Source organism: Exiguobacterium sp. s140 (assembly GCF_018617035.1).
Classification (GTDB): domain Bacteria; phylum Bacillota; class Bacilli; order Exiguobacteriales; family Exiguobacteriaceae; genus Exiguobacterium; species Exiguobacterium profundum.
Genome location: NZ_JACSJK010000002.1, coordinates 445,433 through 468,713, shown reverse-complemented (window position 1 = coordinate 468,713; position 23,281 = coordinate 445,433). Strand labels below are relative to the sequence as shown.

Annotated in this window: 14 protein-coding genes; 2 read left to right on the top strand and 12 right to left on the bottom strand. The window is 51.4% G+C overall.

Going from position 1 to position 23,281, the window contains the following annotated elements; all coding sequences use genetic code 11:
- Positions 1-117 precede the first annotated feature (117 nt).
- The 8 genes from KNO61_RS10435 to KNO61_RS10400 all read right to left on the bottom strand — a co-directional run bounded on the left by KNO61_RS10435 (position 118) and on the right by KNO61_RS10400 (position 11,948).
- Entirely contained in the window at positions 118-2,301 is a 2,184-nt protein-coding gene (locus KNO61_RS10435; RefSeq protein WP_214687345.1) for a glycosyltransferase, read from the bottom strand.
- Positions 2,298-5,363, bottom strand: coding sequence for a CgeB family protein (locus KNO61_RS10430; protein ID WP_214873199.1), 3,066 nt, complete (start codon positions 5,361-5,363; stop codon positions 2,298-2,300). Before KNO61_RS10430 ends, KNO61_RS10435 begins: the two co-directional genes overlap by 4 nt.
- Positions 5,364-5,405: 42 nt before the next feature.
- On the bottom strand, positions 5,406-5,717 hold the full coding sequence (locus KNO61_RS10425) for a hypothetical protein (protein WP_012727114.1): 312 nt from the start codon (positions 5,715-5,717) through the stop codon (positions 5,406-5,408).
- 9 nt (positions 5,718-5,726) lie between these two features.
- Complete coding sequence (locus KNO61_RS10420) at positions 5,727-8,372, bottom strand: glycosyltransferase (RefSeq protein WP_214873197.1); 2,646 nt, start codon at positions 8,370-8,372, stop codon at positions 5,727-5,729.
- Between the two features lie 182 nt (positions 8,373-8,554).
- Positions 8,555-8,878 carry a PIN domain-containing protein gene (locus tag KNO61_RS10415; protein ID WP_214873195.1) on the bottom strand — a complete coding sequence of 108 codons (324 nt, stop codon included), beginning with the start codon at positions 8,876-8,878 and terminating at the stop codon, positions 8,555-8,557.
- Between the two features lie 69 nt (positions 8,879-8,947).
- Positions 8,948-9,163 (bottom strand): PIN domain-containing protein, encoded by a 216-nt coding sequence (locus KNO61_RS10410; RefSeq protein WP_214811131.1) that lies wholly within the window; start codon positions 9,161-9,163, stop codon positions 8,948-8,950.
- A gap of 4 nt (positions 9,164-9,167) precedes the next feature.
- Positions 9,168-9,662, bottom strand: a complete 495-nt coding sequence (locus KNO61_RS10405) for a helix-turn-helix domain-containing protein (RefSeq protein WP_168169861.1) — start codon at positions 9,660-9,662, stop codon at positions 9,168-9,170.
- Positions 9,663-9,875: 213 nt separating this feature from the next.
- Positions 9,876-11,948, bottom strand: a complete 2,073-nt coding sequence (locus KNO61_RS10400; RefSeq protein ID WP_214873192.1) for a bifunctional metallophosphatase/5'-nucleotidase — start codon at positions 11,946-11,948, stop codon at positions 9,876-9,878.
- A gap of 287 nt (positions 11,949-12,235) precedes the next feature.
- On the opposite strand from KNO61_RS10400, the gene KNO61_RS10395 reads away from it, so the two are divergent.
- On the top strand, positions 12,236-14,047 hold the full coding sequence (locus tag KNO61_RS10395; protein WP_214873189.1) for a hypothetical protein: 1,812 nt from the start codon (positions 12,236-12,238) through the stop codon (positions 14,045-14,047).
- A 34-nt stretch (positions 14,048-14,081) separates the two neighbouring features.
- On the opposite strand, the gene KNO61_RS10390 is transcribed toward KNO61_RS10395, so the two are convergent.
- From KNO61_RS10390 to KNO61_RS10375, 4 genes are all read right to left on the bottom strand, one after another.
- Complete coding sequence (locus KNO61_RS10390; RefSeq protein ID WP_214873187.1) at positions 14,082-14,594, bottom strand: hypothetical protein; 513 nt, start codon at positions 14,592-14,594, stop codon at positions 14,082-14,084.
- A 184-nt stretch (positions 14,595-14,778) separates the two neighbouring features.
- The gene (locus KNO61_RS10385; RefSeq protein WP_214873185.1) at positions 14,779-16,848 is read right to left on the bottom strand and encodes a heparinase II/III family protein; all 2,070 of its coding nucleotides are present in this window, start codon (positions 16,846-16,848) and stop codon (positions 14,779-14,781) included.
- Between the two features lie 113 nt (positions 16,849-16,961).
- On the bottom strand, positions 16,962-19,055 hold the full coding sequence (locus KNO61_RS10380; protein WP_214873183.1) for a heparinase II/III family protein: 2,094 nt from the start codon (positions 19,053-19,055) through the stop codon (positions 16,962-16,964).
- Positions 19,056-19,203: 148 nt separating this feature from the next.
- The gene (locus tag KNO61_RS10375) at positions 19,204-22,482 is read right to left on the bottom strand and encodes an Ig-like domain-containing protein (RefSeq protein WP_214873181.1); all 3,279 of its coding nucleotides are present in this window, start codon (positions 22,480-22,482) and stop codon (positions 19,204-19,206) included.
- Positions 22,483-22,834: 352 nt separating this feature from the next.
- Here KNO61_RS10375 and KNO61_RS10370 point away from each other — a divergent pair, with 352 nt between their 5' ends.
- The gene (locus tag KNO61_RS10370; RefSeq protein ID WP_211782378.1) at positions 22,835-23,278 is read left to right on the top strand and encodes a sigma factor; all 444 of its coding nucleotides are present in this window, start codon (positions 22,835-22,837) and stop codon (positions 23,276-23,278) included.
- The last annotated feature ends 3 nt before the right edge of the window (positions 23,279-23,281 follow it).

Genomic DNA, 23,281 nt, shown 5'->3' with positions numbered 1-23,281 from the left:
CCTCCAAATGTTTTGACGCGCTTTTTAAATAGCGCATTGTCCATCATTTTATTTCACATTCGATAATAAAACAATACTCATTATACTCTTGAACAATTCTTCGGTGCAATTACATTTTCATGACAATATCGTCGAAAATTGTTCGTGTGTTTTGCCTGAAATGATTTGTTCCATCTCTCGATAGAGACGATCGAGCGCGAAATGTTTACGGGCATACGCCTGATAGGCTTTTGCGTCCGCCATCAGCTTCTCGTTCTCTTCTTTATAAGAAAGGATTGTGTCAACAAATTCCATCGTATCCGTGACGAGCAGTTCGTCCGGGTAAATCGTCTCCGCGCCCGTCCAGTGACGGATGAGCGGATAAGACCCTGCGGCCATCGCTTCGGCCGGTGCGAGATGGAAACTTTCCAAGTCACTCGTCGAGAAGACGAAGCCGATTGATTGGAGCCATGTGTCGACGTCATTGCCGTGTCCATCGAAATGGACGTGGTCACGAAGGTCCGACTCCTCGATGCGTTTCAGTAACGCCTCGTAGTACGCGCTCTCCTCTTCGCGCTTCCCAATCCAATAGACATCTTTTGGATGGTGTCCTTTGAAGTGGAGCTGGTACCGTTTGTCCGTCTTCAGCAGCTCTTCGAGGACGTCGAGCGCGAGGTCCGGACGCTTCAGTTTCGGGTTCATGCCGATCATACCGAGACGGAACGTCAAATCGTCTGCCTGTTTCGGTTTGTCGAGCTTGTCCGCGTCGACGGCGTTGTAGATGACCGTCATCTGGTGACGCGGAATCCCGAAGAGACGATGCATTTCTTCTAACATATACGGTGAGACGAGAATGATACGGTCGATGTTGTCGAGCGCATATTCCCGTGGAAATGGTGTCTCTTTCTCCTGACGGTGAATTCGGACGATGAGACGCTGATGCGGCAACTTGTGTTGCGAGTACCAGACGGCGTTGCCGAGGCCCCACTCACAGAAAATGACGTCTGCTTGCGCGAGACACGCCTTACTGTGATTCACATCATGAATCTTATGTCCGTCCCACTGGTCGATGAGGACCCGGTAGCTCGGGTCGGCCTCAAAGCGTTCCATGAACATACGGATGAACTTCAAGTCGTGACCGGCGAAGAGAATCGTCGTCTTCTGCATCTCCCAAACCGCATCACGGAGGCGTTCGAACGTGCTGGCGAACGTGTAGTTTTTCGCCATATTGTAGAGACGTTCCGCCGCATCCTTGTAGATGGCCGGATGTGTGAAGGCGAGCTCGACCTTTTCGATGAACTCATCTTCCGAGTTGACGAAGAGCGGGTAGCTCGACCCGAGCAACATCTCGTGCATCTTGTTGCGGTTGAGAAGGACCGGCTTCCCGAGCGCCCCATATTCGAGGAGCTTCGTCGACAACTCGAGGCTGTCGTCAAGGTCCGGGTGGCGCCACGAGATGCCGATGTCGCTCTCTTCAATGAGCGTCTCGACGTCCGCACGCGGAATGCCTTTCAACCAGTGGACCCCTTCGTCCGTTTGGAGACGATGTGTCACTTCTTTACGGAAGTTCGGGTTGTTCGGGTCTTGGTTGAACTTGTCCCCCGCCACCTTCAACTCGACGTCCGGCATCCGGACCCGTACCTTCTCGAGCGCGTCAAGAATTTCAGCCGAGTACCAGAGCGGCGCGAACTTTCCAGTATAGACGAGACGTTTCGCCTGACGCTTGAACGTCGGCGTCGCCTCGCGCATGTTCGGGATCATCGGGTTCAAGATGAGGAACGGCTTCGGCGTCTGTAAAAACGTCTCGAAGTACGCCTTCATCTCCGCCGTCTGACAGAGCATGCGCGCCGAGCGGTCCGCAATCTTCTTCAAACGTGCCAACTCTTCCTGTGACGCGGCCGATGAATCATGCGTGAAATCCGTGAGATAAGTCCACGTCTTTTTCATCGTATGTTCATAGTCGGAGAGCGCATAGGCGAGCTGGAACCCACGGATGAACGTCATGTCATACTGTTTCGTCTCGACGAGCTCGTGGATGAGTTGGGCCGCCTCTTCCGGCTGGAGCACCTTCTTCTCATAGTACGGCTCGTCTTTCTTCGTCGAGTCTTCCGTGAAGACGTCGATGAAGCGGACGCGGTCGAGCTGTTTGATCGACGCCGTCACTTCTGGTTTCACGATCGAGCGCTTCAAGAGCACGTCGACCTCGATGTTCGGGTCCTGGTTCAACATATGCACGACCGACGTGAGCCAGATGGCCGAGCCGTCGATCAAGTTCAAATTGACGTCCCCGTATACGAGGATCCGTAGCGGTTGCTTCGTCATAACGTTACCTCCTGACGGTCCGCTTCATCCATGGCGGCACCGGCTTTCACATATTGATACGGGTCGACACTGAAGATGCGTTTGCCGGAACGAGCGAGTTCGTTCAAACTCTCGTCCGCTTCAAAGATGTGGAGCGCCTCCTCGACCGTATAGAAGCGGAGTGCCGACGGCTGCACGATCGAGCGGGACGGTGTCGCGTCAAACACATAACGATACGACTCGTCATGGTCCTGTTTGACGAGCTTGCCGTCATACGCATAGTAATCCTCTTTCGTGAGGACATCCGCTTCCGCATAGCGTGCCGCGAGCAGATAATCGCTCAAGTAGTTCGGACCGTAATAATCGTCCGACTTCAAATGGGCGACCCAATCGTACGACTCGACCATCTCTGTGAACGAGGTATAGTGCGTCAAGTAGCTGCGCATATACGTCGAGATCGATGGCGTGTTGTACGTGTTGTACACGTCGATGTGATCCTCGAACTTATCGAGGAACATCATGAGGTGTTTATGCTCATAGTTCTGTGCCTCGAACTGGGCGACGACGCGTTCTGCCTCTTCGCGCGACTTGATGAAGGCGACGACGGCAATCTTCTCGTGGTCGACGCGGTACGGGATACCGACGTCTTGGACGATCTTCGCCAGACGTTGCGTGTACGTGTGATACGTCAACACGTGGCGCATCCCACGCATCGCGATGTCCTCATAGAACGAGTCATCCGTCATCAAGCGGCGGAACGTCTCATCTAAGTCTGACTCCCCATCGTCGAGGAAGACGTAATCGCCAAGCATGGCGTCAACCCCGACCGAACGGGTGCTGACGACCGGTGTCGCGCAGGCGAGTCCTTCGAAGACACGACGTGAGAACATCGTTGGTGAATCGTTGACCGAGTTGACGTTCAACATGACTTTATACCCTTTATACGCCTTGGCAATCTGGTTGTACTTCAAACTGCCGCGAATGGCGTGACGGAACTGTTCCGGGAATTGGAGCTGGTCGCTCTCCCCGCGTTGGTTGATCGCATAGTTGCGGTCGTAAATGGCAAGACCGTACTTATCCGCCGCCGCGAACAAGCGGTCCATGTCGGCTTTACGCGATTCGTGACGGTTCGCATAATACGAACCGGCGAAACACGCATACGGCTCACGAGTCCCCGGTAAGCGGATTGGGTTATGCTCTTTCGGCTGGGCCGCGAACGGTAACGCATCGACCCGGTCATGCCCACAATCTTCTTTATAATTCGGGACACGGTTCATGTCGGTCGTATACACATAGTCGAATCGCTTCGCCGTCTCGATGAAACGGTCGTAGTGAATCGGGTCTTCTTTGTTCCAAAAGACGGTCGGGATATTGTGATAACGGCACCAAGCGAGAAGCGCGTCGAGCTCTTCCCACGTGTTCGTGCCATATTTGACGATTTTCTTCTCCCAGGCGCCGGCGTTCCCTTTCCACGCCGATTCGACGACGAGGACGTCCGGTTGCTCATCGAGGAGCACCGTCTTCCAGTTGTCCGGTGTGAAAGTGATGAGCTGGCACTCTGGTTTGTAGGATGCCATCGTGAACTCATCGAAGATGGCCGCGACTTTCAGTTCATGAAGCTCACGCGGGACCGGTGCGAAGAAGCGCGCCTCGCGCACGTCCATCCACGTCGGGTTTTCTGTACCGTCGCTGACGAGTTCTTCCGCGACACGGATGCGGTCGACCCGAGCCTCTCCGACACCGTCGACACGTAGGGCGAAACGAAGGAAGCGGATGCCTCGGTCAAAATAGAAGACTTTCTCGCTTCCGATTTGAACCTGTTGCATGATCTGACGCTCCGTCGCCGAGTAGGCGATGATGTAGAGGACGACGTTCGCCCCTTCATCGGCCACACCGTCGAGCGTGACACGGTAACGACTGTTCGCCTTCACTTCATACGGGAACTCTGTCGGGAGCAGTTTGAAGCTGTTGTTCATCTCGGCATACGAGATGTAGCGACGCTGATCGTCCTCGCCTTTCAACTGGACGACGAGTTGGTCATCTCGACTCTTCAATTTGATGAGGTCGGGTGCTGGGATCGTCCACATGTCCGGTTTGAGGGACAAGACGTCTTCACGGCGGACACTCTTCTCGCGAATCATTCCGATATTCAAGTTCTCAAGCTGCCCTGACCCGTTCACGCGGATGAAATAGCGGATGGAACGGTGTGACGGTGCGATGCGGACGATACCGCTCAGTCCAAGTGGCACCTCGATCAGACGGTCTTGTCCTGACACCGTATACGTCGCAATGAATAGCGACGCGTCCGCTGTCCCCGTACGGTCTCCTTTTAAATAGAACCGATACAAGTCATCATCCATATCACCCGTCTCGAAGTCGATGCCACGTGCCGTATCGACGTGTGGGAGCGCAACCTCGTCGACGCCATAGTGCGTATATTGATTCCCTTCGGCGCGCACGACGAGCGTATCCCCATCGAAGTGAGCAATCTCACTCTGTGGCTTGAGCGACCGGAGTGACGCCGCCGTGAGCGGATAGCGGAAGTCAAAGGCGTCGACCGAAATGTTCGCGGCCGTCCCTTCCACCGTCCAAAGCGAGAGCGTCCCGAGCGTGAGCTCGACGAGGCTGAACGCTCCTGCCCCGTTGACTTCAAGATGAGCCCGGACGATTTGTTCACCCATGCCGAGCGTCACATCGACCTGATCGCCGTCCTGCACCGTCACGTAACGAGTACGTCCGCCTTTACGCACGACTTCTAACGTCAACGTTGGCATCAAGCCTTCACGCGATTTGACACGCATCATAGCCGTGAACGTCTTTTGACCTGATTCGACGAGGTCGTTCACCGAGATGATATCTGAACTCGCGTTCGGTCGGTACGTGATGGTGACCGGCTCGTCCCCAGAGAAGACAAGGTCCGTCCCTTCAACGTGTACGTAAGGTGAGCGTGTATACCAGTTCGGTACGAGTTCACGTAGTTGATGCGATTTGTTCGGGCGTTTGTTCAACACTTTACGACCGAGTCGCTTCGACCGTTGTACCCCAAGGTAAGCGGCGCGACGTGCTTTTTTCTGCCAATCCATCCTCATATCCTCCAAATCATCGAGTCTTTCGAGCTCGATTCTTTATTTGCGAATGCGTCGTGCAACCGCCTGTGCCTTCAAAATCGCTTTACCGGCTTTCGACTGCACAAGGCGACGATACTTCTTATTCACCACTTCATACTTACGTTTCACGTCCGTGAGCGCTTGTTCTTTCTTTTCAAACGCCTGGACGGTCCATTCGAACGTATAGAGAAGGTCGCCATACTTTTGGACGAGGCGACGATGTTTTTGTCGCAACAATCGTTCATCGTGCTTCAGATGACGAATCTCCTCTTCTTGAAGTTTGATTCGCTGTTTCAACAATCCGATTTCTTTTTCTAGTTCATTGCTCATGGTCTCACCTCACAAGTATGCGTCAAAATAGAGACGCTTCAATTCTTCTTTTTGTCCTGATTCATATAAGTCGACGAACTGTTTCACGATCGGCGTCTCTAGTTCCATCGGACGATACTGTTCGATGATTTCATAAAGCATTCCGGCGTTTTCGAAGAATTCTTCTGGCTTGCTGCGGCGTAAGAAGACGAGGTACCACATCGAGAAGAACCGTTCGAATCGAGTCGAGCGGTATTGGTCGAGTACACCTTCGCGGGCGAACGCTTTCGCCCGTGCCGTCTCCCGGATGACACACTTCGTAAAGTACTTCTTCGTGATCGTGTTGACCGTCGAACCGGCGACGGCCGCGTAATAGTCATGGATCGTCAAGTCGAGCAGAGCGACGCGTCCTGCGTTGAGGAACATCTCTTGGAAGAAGAGTGAGTCTTGCCCGACCGCACCGATGACTTGTTTCAAATCATGCTTCTGGATGAAGTCTTTTTTGATGACCATCGTCTGGATACTCTGCACCTTGAAGTTATGCTCAAGCAAGTACCCTCTCGGGTCTTCGATGACGCGAATGCCATCCTTCTCGAGGTCTTCGAGTTCGATCATCGCTTCACGGTTCGCAAGCTTCAACATGCTTCCGACAGAGAGGTCGAGCGTGTCATCTTCTTGCATGACACGGAACAGTGCCGCATAGCCGTCGTTGACCGCTTCATTGTCCGGGTCAAGGAAGGCGATGTATGGCGTCGTCGCAAGCTCCACCCCTTTGTTGCGTGGACGTGAGGCGCTCCCGCTACCGCCGTCGTTGAACGAATACGTGTAGACGTTCGGATACTTCCGGACGAGACGTTCGATATAGCCGATCGTCTCTTGGTCCGTGGAACCGTCGTCGACGAGCCAGATCTCCATGTCTTCAAACATCGAGCTACGGCGAAGACTCGAGAAACACTTGTTGTATAGATAGCGACCGTTGTTATAAATCGGGACGATCATCGAAAGCTGATAGTCACCTGGTTCGTTCGGGACGAGCACGTCGTCTGGGGCGAGCAGTTCGAAATGATCGATGGCATAGCCTTGACCTTCGACGCGTTGGTCGTTCCGAAGCGTCTCAAGCGATACGTGACTAGCCGCGAACATCGTCAAGGCCACGTCAGCATAGTCTTCCACGAACTCATGGATGGTGTCCTGCCCTTTCGTCACGAACGAGACGTCCGTGTATTTGAAGGCGTTGACTAAGTCTTCCACATAGTAGTCGAGATAGTGATGACGGTCGTCAAACACGGTCACAAAGTCGGCTGTACGTAGGTCGACTTCTTGTAGATCCGCTTCGGCGACGAAGCGCTTGTGTGGATACGACTGACGCTCGAACTGTTCACGTGTCGCCGTCACATCACCGCGACCGATGACGAGGACGTCGCGACGGATTTCATGGTGGATGCCGAGAGTGAACAACATCTCACTGAATCGGTCGTACATCGTATGGTTCGAGAAGATGGTCCGGACACCAGACAGTTGATGCTCGAGACGCTCTTCGTCCGTCTTAAACATCTCTAAAATCCCTTGGGCGTCCAAGACGCTTGTGGCGATGAACACGTTCGGGAAGTCGTTGTTGACGGCGACGTTGTAATTCGTCAAGACGAGTTGCCCGCGAGCCTGTGCCTCATAGATGGCTTGCGCGCTCATCGTCGGGCTGTTCTTCACTTCATTGACGTGAAGCACCCAATTCGATGTCTCTTTCAGCTTCTCCATATCCTCAGGGTCCCCATGGACGAGGACATCTTGAAGCGACTTCGGTGCGAGTGACGCTTTCGACTCATTCGCCTCACGCATCACATAGAGTTCTTTGTTCGCATCGCGAACGCCTTGCGCGAGCGTCTCCAAATCTTTTGCGAACCGCTGGACGGGAAAACGGTTCGTCACGACGACACGGTCTACCTTGCCGCGAGTCATCCCGATCGGATTGACGTGAAGCGGGTCGACTCCCGGACGGATGACGAAGACCCGTTCATGCCCGGCTTCTTCCATATATTCCGTCACACGCTCCTCGTTTGCCGTGAAGATGTAATCACATTGTGCGGCAAGTGAAGAGAAGCGGTCGAAATGATTCGTATCGAGTGTCGTTTCGAAGACGACACGGATCTCCTTTTGTTTCGCCTTGCGAATCAAGTTTCCGAGCCAGTGACGAGAGTGCGAGCGTGGCGTCCCCATGTGATGGAAGGCCGTCGTCTCATCTTCTGTGAGCGCTGCCGAGATGAGCAGGAAATCGATGTCTTCTGCTTCAAGCAACTCTAAAAAGCCTGTCACGTTCTCAAAGTAATGGGTGTGACAAAGACGTTCGAGCTCTTTGGCCCGCTTGACCGGTCCGACGAACGCGACATGCACATTCGCCTTCTCATAAAAACTGCTCCCGTTCGACTGGATGCGTGTCACATCAAGTGCTGGGAGGCGTTTCCGAGCTGCTTCGAGCTCTGCCTGTAATGCGGTTTGTTGTTCCTCGAACAGCTTGTCATCTAGACGCGGGCGTTGCGCCTGTCTCGACAAAGAAGGAAGTTCATCTAAGGTAATCAAGTCATCCCCAACCAATGCCTCTTTTCGGTTGACTCGTTCTTTTTCTTCTTTTAACCACGCGATATGCTTTTGCACGTCGCGTAGCGTCGCTTTTACATCCATACGTCCGCTCCACCTTTTTTAAGTAATCAGTATTTCTTCATCTTATCGTATCTTAACAGAGTTACATGTCGGTCGCAATTTGATGACAAATGTGCGGGCCGGCGTTCTATATAAAAAGACGGACCCATAAATGGATCCGTCTCGAGGAATACCTCACTCATAATGATGACATGTCAAAACGTCTAATCAAGTTGATTCCAAATCTCAAAGAAATCTTCTAGTCTTGCTGAGAATTCTTCATCTGACAGTACTGCCTCATGCAATTCAGTAGAGACAGATAGATATTCGCCCCTACCCGTATCATAAAGAACCTCTTCATCCGCTTCGGACAAGAATAGATATAAAATGAAATCTTTGATATTCCGTGTCACTAATATCGCATCTTGCTCATAAGCTGCACTCAGAATCCTCGCATCCGACACTTGCATGTGTTGCGGTGTGAGTTGACATTCTTCATGAATGCGCGACCCATATTTAGCTTTTAGAATGGCGCTTAACTCCCTCAACTTATTCTCAATTTCACGCGTACTTTTCTCATAGACGATTTGACAATCGTTCACAGCATCGAGAATACGTTAGCGTTCATTCGGTTTCGGCGGGATTTCTGCCAATAGTTGTACATCCAGTTCAACTTTCACCTCTTCAGGAATCATCAAAATCGCATTAGAATCCTCTTTGATTTTTTTCCAAAAGTGTTGACACTGCTTCTGATGTTTTTGTGCCTCAACGTCATTAGAACGCGCACTCAAATCTCGAATCACATTCGTATCAATCACGTATTTAACAATCATCATTTCACTCTTTCACTTCATCGACGTCCTGTAATAATACAGAAGCGAGTCGTTCGGACGATCGTCGTTGTTCTTGAAGTTCAAGCAAAAGTTCTTCTAAGTCAGGATGACTCACAAATTGTGAGGAAGGGATTCGCCATTTCCCTTTCCCGTTCAATGTACGATGCGCTTCAATTTCATTTGCCATACACTTCCGCCTTACCATTTGAGGAGAGATAGAGAGTAATTTTCCGACCTCAGTTACAGTAAGATATTTCGGCAACAGATGAATGAGGTTTTCTGAAACGGTGTATTGACTCACGATTGCTTCTTCTCGTTCTGACAATTTGATATCAAGGCTTTGCTCATATTCTTTAAGCGCATTGATTGCACGGCGAACAGCACTTTGACGCTTTAGGTCATTATTCAATTCAGTGGCGACTTCTATTTTTTCAAGTTGAGCATCCCGTTCAAGCACCTTCATGATGTCATCTTTATGATTTTTGTAATCTTTCAGCATACATCTCATCCTCACTTTCGAAACAAACGAAACAAACGAAACTTAATTATATTATACCCGCTCTTCTACTTATTGAACAACTTGATATAAAAGTAATTTGATTGAAGCACCTCAATAAAATAGACACCCGTTCCAAGTAGCTTGAAACGAGTGTCCATCGATAGTCACAGGGCAATTTCTCTTTAGAAATTCGTCCCTAAAACCATTATTCACTTACTCTGCAGCATTGACGTCGACGATCCGTCCTTCAACAGCCGGTGTGACTTCTTCACCGAGGCTGATCAAGTGATCGCGGAAGTTTTCCCAGTCGATGAGACCGAGGTCATTGACGCGGCCTTCATCAAATGCTTTCTTGAACTCAGCGTAGTTGTCTCCACCTTGCGCTGTGAAGAAGTTCGTTGCGACTTTATAGCTCGTCGCATCATCTACTACTACGAATTCTGAGCCGTTATTGTATTCCAAGCTAACAATGCGCTCGCCAGCCGGTTTCGAGCTGTCGAACAACACTTTGAATCCAGAAACGTGGAGGAATCCACCGTTCTCGACCGGGTAAATGCCAACACTACGCTCGAAGGCCGCTTTCAATTCGCTACCTTTCAAGTCCATGATGGCGAGCGTGTTTCCGAATGGAAGTGTCGTTAACACTTCACCTGTCGTGACAGGACCTGCATCGATTGCTTCACGGATTCCACCACCGTTTTGAACGGCACCGATGACAGCAGAATCATATTCTTTCGCTTTCGCGAGCATGCCATCTGTGATCAAGTTACCGAGGGCTGTCTCATTTTTACGGACACTCGGTGCTGTTTCATCACCTTTGTCACGTGGGTTATCGAGTGGCGCTGTAAGAGACACACCGATTGGATCTTCACTAATCGCATCAACCACTTCTTTGAACGGTGCGAGAAGTGAGACCGCGTATGGATCCGGCTGAAGTGCTTTCACGTCAATCAAGCTACCTGCATGCTTGATGACTTTCCCGTCTTTGTCGAACTCGACATCAACCGTTCCGAGGAAATTGCTATATTGGTCCGCTTGAACGATGACCGTCGGTTCTGTTTTCCCTGCAGTGATGAGGACCGGCTCACTCAAACGAGCGTGCGTGTGTCCACCGACGATGATATCGATCCCGTCTACGTTTTCAGCAAGCAACAAGTCGTTGTCGAATGCTGGGTTGTCGTTATATCCAAGGTGTGAGACCGCAACGATTTGGTCGACACCCATCTCTTCGAACGCATCGACTGCTTTTTGTGCTTCTGTGATGTAGTTTTGGAATTCGATTGGCCCTGGGCTAGCGATTGTAGCCGTCTCTTCTGTTGTCAAACCGAAGAATCCGACCTTCTTGCCGTCGACCACTTTGATGACTCCTTCATACAAACGACCGTTATACGCCTTATCCGTCGTTTCGTTGCGGTACAAGTTCTTCATGTATTGGTCTTTTGAATAGTCCACGTTCGAGCTGACGAACGGGAAGTTCGCATAGCGGACGAAGTCAGAAAGTTCTTTATGTCCTTGTTCCGTACCAAGGTCGAATTCGTGGTTACCTGGCACCATCAAGTCGTATTTCATGTAGTTCATGAGTTTGAGGTCGGCTTGACCTTTGAACTCGTTGAAGTAGAGCGATCCTGAGAAGACGTCCCCTGCGTCGATCAAGAGGCTATCTGGCTTCTCGGCACGAACTTGCATGATGGCTGTCGCACGGTTCGGTGCGTACTTGAGCGCTGCGTGCGTGTCGTTCGTGTGCATGATCGAGAGCTTGTATCCTTCTACTTTATATGGAACTTCGAGTGTGATCGTTTTTCCGCGGTTCGTGTATGTAGCCGTCGCGACGAATTCGCCGACTTCATCTGTGTTGATCCCGCTCCAACGAACTGGTTTTTCGTAAGTGCCGCTCGCGAAACGCACATCTTGCTTCACGATTCCGACTGCTGGCTTCCCTTGTTTGAACACGAGTGGCTCAGACGGCGGAAGGATTTCAAGTGGATGATCGAGGACGCGTACACGTTTCTCGATGTACATGCCTTTTCCTTTTACGATCCCACGTGCTGTTTGGAACGTGCCGAGCTTCTCGAGGTCAACGCTTGATTTGTACCAGTAGATTGGCGCCCCTTTATATGTAGCGTCGAGTGCTGCATCCAAATCTCCTTTGTATACATACCCTGACTTCGCCTTGACGACCGATGCTTTCGGTGCAGCTTCTGTGACAGCAGCTGGCGTGAGTGATGCCGTCGATACAGCGGCTACGGCAAGCGCTGTATACAGTTTACGTGATGATTTCTTTGCCATGTCCAGTTCCCCTTTCGGATTTGCGAACAAGACACATAGAGGAAAGCGCTTACATCGTTCGACTTATATGTAATCTCATTGCCCCAAAGTCGTCCGTTTTTCCCCCATATGTACAATTCGCTCTAGTTCTAACGTACCGGAAACGCGTCCAATAAACAATCACAAATTGAAGATTTTTAACCTTTTTACAATTTCCACAAAAAACGATTCCCTCTTTATGACAAATAGGCGAGAGATGGCAAAACCATTTGGGATATAATGGTTTCTAGAAAGAAGGAGGTACATTTATGTATAAAAAATTGTTAGGTTTTAGTCTATTATTCGTCGTCCTGTTCGGGATGCAGTCCGTCGAGGCGGCATCACCGTCGTATAAGACAGTCCAATCCACCCCACTGAAGGCGTCTACGCAAAAAGGGGCCAAGACCTTGATGACCGTGAAGACGAACACGAAAGTCGCGCTCCTCAGCAAGACGAACTCTTGGGCCCACGTCCAAATCGGTAAAACGAAGGGGTATCTCTCCATGCGGTCCGTCATGCCGCTCGAGACACCGATTGCTTCCTATGATATGAACGAAGTCATGAGCTATAAGGGCACGGACATCGTTAGTATCTCCGGGACCAGCTACAAGATCGACCCAGCACTCAAGCCATTCTTCCAAAAGAACGGCACGGCACTTAAAAGCATGCTAGTCGTACCGAAAACAAAGGACCGTACGTTGATCGGTTGGAAACAGCTCAGTTTCTTCCCGCTCGGTCAACCTGCCAGCTCGCTCGTCATCGACAAAGCGGCAGCGAGTCGGATCGACAGCTTATACATCCCTTGGAATCCGATGTCACCGAACTTCACCTTGACGACGGCAGGACCGCTCCGTCAAGTCGTCGCGAACGCACATGCGCATGACCCTGCAATCGATGGTGAGGTACAAAAACTCACCTTGAACGGTCAGATCGAGCAACTCCATACGGCAGGGGAAGTCCAGATCGCCGGAAAAGGAACAATCGAACGGTGGGACATCTCAAAAGATACGGAATATTCATATGAGATTCCTGTTCGGTATACAGGAGAGGTCGGCTTCTTGAACATCCGCAACACAGATGTCGTCGTACGCGGGACGAGCACGCTCAAAGTCCGTACCGTCGCGGCACCGACGAAGACGCATGTCCTCGGAGGAAAGAACGGCGTCATCGGTTCGATCAAGCCATCGAAGACGATTCGCGGGAAGAAAATGGGGAAAGCCGAACTCGCCATCGACAAGATGTTCTCGAACGTGAACGAAGCATCGGTCACGGCTACTCTCGACACGTTGAACATTCCCTACACGACAGCGCGTGTCGGCGACTATGTGACGGCACTTCGCCAAAATGAGGCGGCTGGACCGAGCAAACGCCTCGTCAACTCGGCGACCGACCTGAAAGACATCGTCCGTCTCGTCGATGCGGTCATGACGACGAAACAGACGACACCGGCCTACGTGCATACGTCAGATTCTCAACTGAAAATCCAGACGTTCCATGACCATGTCGACAACGCTTCTTATTACAATCAATATACACGTGCTGTCACCGCAATGGTCGCGGATGGCACATTGCAGTCAATCCGTTTCAAACGTCCACTCATCGAGAAGAAAGAATGGTATATCAGCCAGGAGAAAGATCAGACGTTTGTGTACGATTTCCCTGTCGGATCGATTCGACTCGTCACCATCGACGGCAATACGACTCGTAGCCTCGTCATGGAAACGAAAGCAGTCGAGCGTCCGAACTACCCGGAATCTCGAATCGAACTCGTCTCCATCAATGACAAACCGCTCTCTGCCTATCAGAAAGAGCCGCCTGCCTTTGAGGCGAAAGTGATCGAATCCGGATATCGGACGTATGTCGCCATCCGTTCGAGTGACAAGGAATGGTTACGAAACACTCACTTCTTCTCCGTCGATGTGAACGCAAACTATCGAGATGGGGGTCCGGTCTCAACGGACAAGATCAACCTCGGAGGATGGAAATCGTCCGAAACCATCATCTTTGAGATGCACGGAGCGAAACGATTGAACAACCTCACGATCCGATCATTCGGCTACAAAGACGCCGTCTACAAGTGAAGCCTACAAAAAATGACATCCTCGGCTGAGGATGTCATTGTCCGTTCGGCTGACTGATGATCGTCAACCAGACGTTTGAGTATACGCCCGCTATAATCGCGTAATCGTTCGGGTCCGCCAAATTGAGCAGGCGCCCGTCTTTATAGAAATATAAGTTCGTAATGACGCCACCACCTGATGAACCGATGGTGATTCCACGGGCCGTGAGCGTCTCGTCCGGGTCCGTGATGATCGAGACGACCGAGTCGAAGCGGTCCCGCTTGACCGTCAAATAACCGCGGTTTTGATCGATATACACTTCTTTAAATCCACGTGGGTAATGGGAAGCATTCCCATGAATGTACGGTCCTCTTTTCGGGTCGAGGCGAAGCGCCATCCCGCTGAACGTCAACTGTTCGCCGGTCGTGGACGGAAGAATGAAGTCATTCGCTTCCGCATCGTCCGCCGCGCGCGTCCAAAACACCCCCGCCACCAGCAACATCGCGACAAGCGTTACCTGAAGCCCACTCATCATTCTCTTTTTCATCCGTCTTTCCTTGCGACTCATTAGGTCCTCCTTCATGCGTTTTGCCTAGAACTAGTTCAAAAGAATGCATGACTTTATCCCTATCATCATCCAAACATTTTCGCATATGTAAATGATATACATGATTCTTATACAATTATTGTAATATTGTTGGCAAAAATCATCAAGGAAAAACTCAAATTCGTCTGATTTTTTTATAATCGAGTCAATACGGAATTCGGATGACGTGCTTCGTCCCGCTCTCAAGCCAATATGAGACGATGTACCTATCCCCTGTTTCTTCCACTTGCGTCTTCACGATGCGAGAATGCGTCCGGTCGAGTCGGATGAGGGTCAAGAAGCGGACGTCCGTGCCACATTCGATGGATACGACCTGTGGACGACTCACCCATTCGAAATCACGAGCCGACACGTGACTTTCTTCGATCGTCATATACGATTCTTCCCCTGTCATGAGTTGGACGATCTGCATGGCGCGATTCGACGCATCCATGAACCGGACGTTTTGGGACTCCGGCGACCCTTCGACGAGGTCGAGCCCCGGCGCCACATGGAAGCGCTGAACGAACAAATCCGGTTCTGGTGACGTGATGCGGTCGAAGACGACGAGCGTCCGCGCTTGATCGTAGACGACCTTCCGAGTGTGGAGGGCCTCTTTTCCGATGAGACGGCTCACCCCTGTCGCCATCACCTGCTTTCCAGTCGGTTCAACAGATACAATCCCACTTTCTCCGACCCGCTCGACCGACAAATCGAGCTCGTCCCCGAGGCGATGCACCGTGTTGTGTGACGTGACGCGCATCGCCTCCAAGCGTTCCTCGCAGTCCGCATACCCATATCGCCCCGTCTCGACGATGAAATCACGCCCGAGCCCATACAGTTCGAGGCTCAGGTCGTCCGCATGCTTGTGGGCCGCACCGTGATAGCCCGCCGTCATCAAAATATAGGTCGCATCACTGAAGGGACGCTTTACATGGGTCCAATATTCACGCATGACGGCATAGTTCGAGCCGAGGTTCACCATCCGTTCAGACGGACAAACCCCTTCCCCTCCCCCGCTCAACGCGTAAGCGAGTGACGGATGTGACTCGACGTCCGGAATCAGATGCCGTCCCCGAATCTGTCCGCCCGTGTCGCCGACCATCGGGAGGGTCCGATTCGGCTTGATCAGATGGACGAGGCGGTCCGGCATCGCGTCGATGACGTCAAACCGGTCGGATAACGGGAAGCCGTTCACGTTCGCCCAGTCGACGAAGCGGCTCAACATATGATAGACGTACACGTGATAGCCCGGCGAATGTTCGAGATGGGTCCCGTCTGTGGCGAGACTCGAATCGAGCTGGGCATCGAGACGCGCGCGGGCGACCCGTTCCCATTCCGGGCTCCGGTCGAACTCTGGGAAACAGGAGGCGATGGCGAAGAGCGCCATGTTCTGGAACAGCCCGTGATTATGGCGCGGCCGATAAAACGTCGGCGTCGCCAACAAGACGGCATGATCGTACAGCATCTTCAACAGCTTCTCGGTCATGGATGGGTCACGTTCGATCGGTGCACAGCGGTACGCCTCAAAGAATCCGAGCAGATGGAACACACGGATCGCCGTGCCGTGCTCATGGTACGCCTCACGTTTCCGACTGACCGTGAATGCAGGATGACGTGTATGCCAACTATCGACGATACGGGCGGCGTGTTCCACATAAGCCGTCTCTCCCGTCACCTCGAAGGCACGGGTCAGCTGATGGACGGTCGTCAAATAATGGAGCTGGAGGTAAAAGGAGTTGTTGTCCACCCGCGGCACCATCTGATCCCAATCGAACGTGGCGACGTCCGCGACACGTAACGCGTCGGGTGCTGCCGGAATGTACCAGTCGCCTTGTAAGACACCGTCCGCAAAGCGAACGGCCTGGTCGTCCGTCAATCGCTCATATCGATACGGGGCGATCGGCCGCTTGTCCTGGATGTACTGATGCACGAGCAGGCGGTCCATCCGGTCGGACAGCCTCGCTTTCGTGAGCGGGCGCGTCATGACGAGCATCGTATCGGACGCTGAGACGAGCGTCTGTCTGCCGTCAAGACGAACGACGTAATAACGACCGTACGGGCGTATGAGCCGACCCGTCCCGGTCTTCTCGAGTCGCGCCTCCGGTACGACCCGTCTTCCTTTCCACTGATAACACATCGTCCCCGCCGAGATGACGACGTCCCACCCGTGGCTCCCCCGTGCCGCGAGCGAGCCACCAAATTGGGCGACGAGTCTTGCGATTGAATGTTCCATTCGTTCCCTCACTTGTCATTTGTTATACTTGAAAATTCTACCTTAGCAAATGGTGGGATTCAAGAGTTACCCAGTCGTTCACACAAAAAAGCCCAGCTTTCGCTGGGCCCTGCTCATTTTGGTACGTTGATCGTATTCGTCGTGCCGTTCGAGAGCGTATACGTGACGACGTATTGCTCCGGTTGCTCGGCTAACGAGGCGTCGACGATCGACGTGCTCGTCCGGTCAATCCGGATGAGCGTGAGGTAACGGACGTCATCCCCATACTCGATCGAGACGACTTGTTCACGCGGCTTCCATTCGAAGTTGCGGACAGACAAGTGACTCGGCTGAATCGACATGTACGACTCTTCGTCCGTCTCGAGCTGCATCAACTGGATCGTCCGGCGCTTGTCATCCCGGAACGTCACGTTCTGCGCGTCCGTCGAACCGGCGTATGGCTTCAAGCCGTCGCCGAGATGGAATCGCTGCACGAACATGTCCGGAGTCGGCGAAGTGATCTTGTCGTAGACGACGAGCGTCTTCGCCTTGTCATAGACAAGCGTCCGGCGATGAGTCGCACCTTTCCCGACGAGGGCACTTTCTCCGATGGCGATACTCGTATCGCCCTTGTCCTCGACCGATACGATTCGGCTCTTGCCGACCATACTTTTACTCAAGTCAAGATTTTCCCCATAGCGGTGCACGGTGTTGTGCGCCTCGACCTTGAACACTTCCCGGCGTCGTGGGTCCTTCGAGTAGCCAAAGCGTCCCGTCTCGACGATGAAGTCACGGGCGAGCCCGTACAGATCGATGCTCAAGTCATCGGCGTGCTTGTGACCGGTACTATGATACCCCGCCGTCATCATCACTTGGGTCGCTCCCGAGAACGACTCTGGTGGACGTGACCAATATTCGCGCATGAAGCTGTACTGGTCGCCGAGTTGTTTCGTCAACAGTTGCGGCACCGTCCCCTCTGCCCCGCCACTGACGGCGTAGGAGAGTTCCGGATAGTTCTCGGTCTTTGGAATAATGTTCATATCTTTTAAATAACCAGTCGTATCACCGAAGATCGGGAGCGTCCGGTTCGGCTTCAACATATAGGTGAGCTGGTCCGGCATCTTCTCGATATATCCCGACCGCGACGGCAAGACGAAGGCGTTGGCGTCGGCCCATTCGATAAACTGCGACAACGTTTCATACACATATACGTGGTAGTACGGTGAATGCTCCAGATGGACCCCGTCAGGCGAGATGCTAAAGGCGAGTTGGGCCTGAAGGCGCGAGCTCGCGAGCGACTGCCACGTCTTGCTCTTGTCGAACTCTGGGAACGTCTGTGCAATCGCCGTGAGCGCCATGTCTTGGAAGATTCCATGGTTGTGCTCTTTTTTATAGAAGTCAGCGGATGCTAAAATCTCGCCATGCTCGTACAGCGTCTTCAAGATGAGCTCGGTGAACGCCGGGTCTTTGTTGAGCGACGTCTGCTTGTACACGTCCCAGAAGTTCAATAGATGGAAGACGCGGAGCGCAGTGCCCTGGTCGTTGTATCCCCACTTGAGTCGTTTATAGTTATAGGCCGGATGCGCTTTCGTCCAGCTTTTGACGAGACGCTCGCCATATTTGAGATAGGCGAGGTCGCCCGAGTCGTTATACGCCTGCGTCAATTGGTTCAACACCGTCATGTAGTGGATTTGGAACGGGAACGAGTCATTGTTGACATCCGGGACGTCTTTATGCCAATTGAACGTGTCGATGTTCGGTACGGACAATTGTTTCGGCTCCGCCGGGATGTACCAATTGCCGGCGAGTGCCTGATCCGCATACATTTTCGCATCTTCGGTCGTCAAGCGAGCATACTCATACGGGATGTGGGCATCGGTCTCTTTCATGTATGTATGAATGAGCGGACGGTTCGTCGCCGATTGGATCCGTGATTTCGTCAACGAGCGGGCCGGGACGACCTCGGCTTGACTCTTCTTCACGTAAATGCGTTTGCCGCCTGACATGGCCAGATAATACCAACCGGACGGGCGGACGATGCGATACTCTTTCGTCGCGTTCGTCTTCTGGAGCGGGACTAACTTCTTGTCTTTCATTTCTAGGAGCGTCGTCGACGGGGCGACACGGGCGTTAAAGTCCGAGTTTGCCGTTGCTTCAGCCGTGACCGGGGCGAACAGGAGCATCCCGCTCAACACGCCGATCGATAATCGTGTATACAAAGGTTTCATGATATTCCTCACAGTTTCTGTTTGATTTTACCCTGTAAATTATATCCATCTATCTATGAATAAACAACTTTATTTTGGATTATATTTACCTTTTTTATTATTTTTTCAGTATAAAAACACCCACTCGTCGAGGAGTGGGTGTCATAAATCAATAAACCGTCAACTTCCGTTCCACCGTGGCATAGCCTGCCCGATAGATGCGAACGGTCATCTTCGTTCCTTTTTTCTGTTTCGGAATGGCAATCTTGAACGATTGACTCGACCCGACCCGTGTCGTCTTTCCGACTTGGCGATTATTCGCATACACTTTGACGCTCGCTCCCGCATCCGCTTTTCCACTTACAAACGTACTCGTCGTGCGGATCGCCGAGACACTCGCCGTCCGGAAGGCTTTGAGGATCACGGTCGTTGTTGCGGACGATGTGTTTCCAGCGACGTCACGAGCCGTCACCGAGATCTTTTGTCCAGCGAGCCAGTTCGACACGTTCAAACGATAGATGCCTTTCGAGTCCGCTTTGGTCGTATACGTTTTACCGCGATACGTGACGCGAACCGTGGCCCCTGCTTCTGTCTTTCCAGTGACTTGCTTCAGTGGGACGACCGCTTGTTGAATCGTCGGTTTGACCGGGGGTGTCTTGTCGGCGACTTTGAAGGTCATCGACTTCGTCTGCCCGAATGCATCTTTCGATACGATGCGAAGCGATTCGTTCGCCACGAGCGGTCGAACGATGGCGACCGCAAAGTTTCCGTCCGCCTTCGCACGGTTCGAGGTGATGCGTTTCCCAGACTTGTCGTAAATATCGAACGAGATGTATGGATCTAGTTGCCCCGTGATCGTCCGACGGTCTGAAGAAGCTTTCAAATTTTTCGGCGTCGTCAACGTGGACGGACCTTGGAGTGTCTTACTGAATGTATAACGTACCGTACCATCCTCGTTCCGAAGTCGCAGTTCCACATTCACCGGATAGCTGACAGGCTCTGGCAAGTTAATGGTCGTATCATAATTGGACAGATTAATCTTTTGCCCATTCACAATCAAGTCGTAGGCAGAGTAACTGATCCGGCGTGTTTCGTTAGCCAACCACAGTTTCGTTCCGCCTGCGTTGATTCGAACGTCCTCGATGCGATAGTCGAACACGTCCGGCGTCAACGTCCGTTTGTTTCCGACCTCATCCACGACGGTGACCGGAAACAGATTCATTGAATACTTGGATACAGGATAATCAAGCTTAAAGGAGAAACGTCCCGTTTCATCCGCACGTTGTGTAACGTCACCTGTTCTTCCGAAACGTACTAACGTGAGCGGATCTGTTTTGCCAGAGATGACCTGGTCCCCATATAAGAGCCGATCGAGTACGAGCGATGGAGGTGTGATGTCTTTGACAGTAAGTGTGACCACTCGCTTTAATCCGTTCGGGTTGACCACCTGAATTCGAATTTGGCTCACGCCTGCTTCTTTAAATGTAGCCCCAGTATTTGGTTTAAAGTCAAAAGCATAACGCCATCTTGAAATCGAATCAACCGTTTCCCAAGCCCCGTTAGTAAAGTATTCCACTTTCAAGTCATCAATGAGGTCATCACTCTGTACCCGAACCGTTTCTGTCATTTCAGAGAGAGTCCTCGTATTAGGTTGACCATTGATCGTCAAATTTGGTGCAGTCTCATCTTTTGGCGTAAACTCATATGTTGTGATATTTTTCTTGTCGCTACTCTCGACAGCGAAACGATAGGTCCATTTTTTTAACTCTTGTTGAAGTGTGAAGGAGAAAGCGCCGTCGGTCCCGGTCTTCACTTCCATTCTCGTGCCCTCAGGATTCCATTCTTGGACGCGATTATAGAAGACGACCGTCGCATTCGGCTCTGCATGACCCGACACCACTTTCTCCCCTTCGATGAAACGGGTGAGCGTCGGGGCAGTCATCGCTTGATGGATGCCATCAACATATGGAGAAACCTGTTCTCCCGTACTGACTCGAAGTCGATAAGTCGAACCGTACGGAATATGAACCTCACCTTTTCCTTCGTATAATGAAGTACGAGCTACTTCAATCTCCCCGTTTTTACGCATAATCTGCACTTCTGCTTCCCGAGCCGGTAAGGATGCCTCGATATACATCGTTTCATTCAAAAAGCGTACCGTCGGCTCGGCAATCATGCGTTCTTCTTTTACCGAGATGGACGTAGATAACCGTTGCATCCCGAAATCTGTTTGAAGATAGAATTCATATACTCCCGACTCAAAAAGCGGTAACTCCGTAGAGAACTTTCCATTAGAATCTGCTTGTACTGAGAAATCCCCGTTATCAGAACGGATGAATAGCTTAGCATTCGGTTCTGTTTCTCCCGATAGTTTGCCCGATACGGTAGATGGTGTCGCCTCAATCGTCAAGGGGAACGTAGAATCCACGTACTGATGAATCGATTGTTCCGCTAAAACAGTTCCATCTTTTTTGTATGTGATGGTTTTATGCGACGTTCCGTCCGTTCGAAGTGAAATATAAAATAGACCTGACTCGTCTACCGTTACTTTTTCTCCATCATATGTGACAGTCATGTCGGGATCTGTAACACCGTACACACCGAAAGATTGGGCGATGGAATAGTAAGGCTGCTCCGAAGTCAAACGGACCGGATCAATCTTCACTTCTTTTTCGACAAGCACTTCATTGTTTGGATGGAGCACTTCCACTCTACCTGTGAGCCCTTTGATATAGTCATCGAACGGAATCGACAACTTTACTTCGAAATGACCAGTCGCATCCGAGACAGTGGAAAGGGTCCGGTCATAAAGAGTGAGACGGACATTCTGATAAGGCAAGGTCGTACCGTGAACACGCGACTGACTCCATTGCATCGAGTCGACCTGAATCGGTAAATCAAAAGAATCATCGAACGAATAGCTTCCAGTGACACTTCGTTTCCCATTTGACGCTTGTGTATAAGCTTTCACTTCGTTACCTTGTTTTTTGGGAATTGAAAGTATCTCGACGCCCCGATATGTTTCGCCATCATAAATCGCGATGATTTCATAACCAGGATTTGACTGAAGCTCCATCTTTCCAGATTCGACTCCATAAAAGTTTGGCGGGAGCGGACCTTTTTCAATCACGGAGGCACTCACTCGCTGAACTGGTTTGTAATAGACGTCATCCTTTTGATAGAATGTCACGATTCGTTCCCCTACTGCCTCAGCTAATGAGACAGTGAACGTTCCGTCCGATTTCACACTAACAGGTCGAATCGTTTGATCCACGCCATAATATAATGGCTCTGTGTACGAAGTCTGTCCCATGAGCATCTTGCTGTCAGGCTCAAATGCCTGAACGGTCAGCGTGCCCGATGCTTCGACAGGTGACAAAGTAGAGACTAACAAAATCATGACCATAAAAATCATCATCGTTTGTTTAATAATGGATTTTTTATTCATTTTTCATCCCTTTTTTCTTTTTATTATGTAAAAAAATAAATTTTTCCGACATTTAATATATCACCACCCTCCTCATTTAGCCTACATATTTTTTGATAAGGTCGTCCGAAATTTATCGACAAGACTCGACAATCTGAAGATTGCTTCCCCTTCCGTCCTCCTATAATGGTTGTTATAGAGAATCCCTGCTTTTGATCCATAAGGCTTGGTGCAAATGAGATACAGCATTTCGAGGCTACATCCGATTTGATTTGACGAAACGACACGATTGGCGAGGTGCGAAAACCGCATAACAACCATTATGCTGTAACCACCTAGGAAACTTGAGACGCGCGCGGGAAAGCAGTTCATCATGCCAGACGCAAACGAACAAATCAAAGAGTGGGAACCGATGATCTATTACGTCATCCGCCAACTCCATCTTCATCCGAACGAAGTCGACGATGCCGCCCAGACGGCACGGATCGCCCTATGGCGAGCCATCCAAGACGGTAAGACGCTAGGGAAAACCTACTGTTTCATCCGCATCCGTGGGGCCATCTTGAACGAGCGTGCCAAACAGGCGAAGACACTCCAACACGAGGTGACGAGTGAGCGCCTCCCCGAGCAAATCGACAAGAGTGAGATGCCGCTGTCCCTCTGGCTCGACGACAAGCGTTCCACTTTACCAAATCGTCATTTCACCTTACTCTGCCATATGCTTCACGGAACTGAAGCATCGCTCGGGTACTCCCCGAGCCGCCTCCGCGCATACAAGGCCGAACTCCAGCGGATGCTCCGTGAGGACGATAAGTAAGAG

Coding starts and splice junctions, on each gene's coding strand:
- KNO61_RS10390 (WP_214873187.1), bottom strand. CDS start 14,594: ATGAGTCGCAAGGAAAGACGGATGAAAAAGAGAATGATGAGTGGGCTT.
- KNO61_RS10430 (WP_214873199.1), bottom strand. CDS start 5,363: ATGGATTGGCAGAAAAAAGCACGTCGCGCCGCTTACCTTGGGGTACAA.
- KNO61_RS10400 (WP_214873192.1), bottom strand. CDS start 11,948: ATGGCAAAGAAATCATCACGTAAACTGTATACAGCGCTTGCCGTAGCC.
- KNO61_RS10410 (WP_214811131.1), bottom strand. CDS start 9,163: ATGATTGTTAAATACGTGATTGATACGAATGTGATTCGAGATTTGAGT.
- KNO61_RS10395 (WP_214873189.1), top strand. CDS start 12,236: ATGTATAAAAAATTGTTAGGTTTTAGTCTATTATTCGTCGTCCTGTTC.
- KNO61_RS10380 (WP_214873183.1), bottom strand. CDS start 19,055: ATGAAACCTTTGTATACACGATTATCGATCGGCGTGTTGAGCGGGATG.
- KNO61_RS10420 (WP_214873197.1), bottom strand. CDS start 8,372: ATGGATGTAAAAGCGACGCTACGCGACGTGCAAAAGCATATCGCGTGG.
- KNO61_RS10425 (WP_012727114.1), bottom strand. CDS start 5,717: ATGAGCAATGAACTAGAAAAAGAAATCGGATTGTTGAAACAGCGAATC.
- KNO61_RS10435 (WP_214687345.1), bottom strand. CDS start 2,301: ATGACGAAGCAACCGCTACGGATCCTCGTATACGGGGACGTCAATTTG.
- KNO61_RS10375 (WP_214873181.1), bottom strand. CDS start 22,482: ATGAATAAAAAATCCATTATTAAACAAACGATGATGATTTTTATGGTC.
- KNO61_RS10370 (WP_211782378.1), top strand. CDS start 22,835: ATGCCAGACGCAAACGAACAAATCAAAGAGTGGGAACCGATGATCTAT.
- KNO61_RS10405 (WP_168169861.1), bottom strand. CDS start 9,662: ATGCTGAAAGATTACAAAAATCATAAAGATGACATCATGAAGGTGCTT.
- KNO61_RS10385 (WP_214873185.1), bottom strand. CDS start 16,848: ATGGAACATTCAATCGCAAGACTCGTCGCCCAATTTGGTGGCTCGCTC.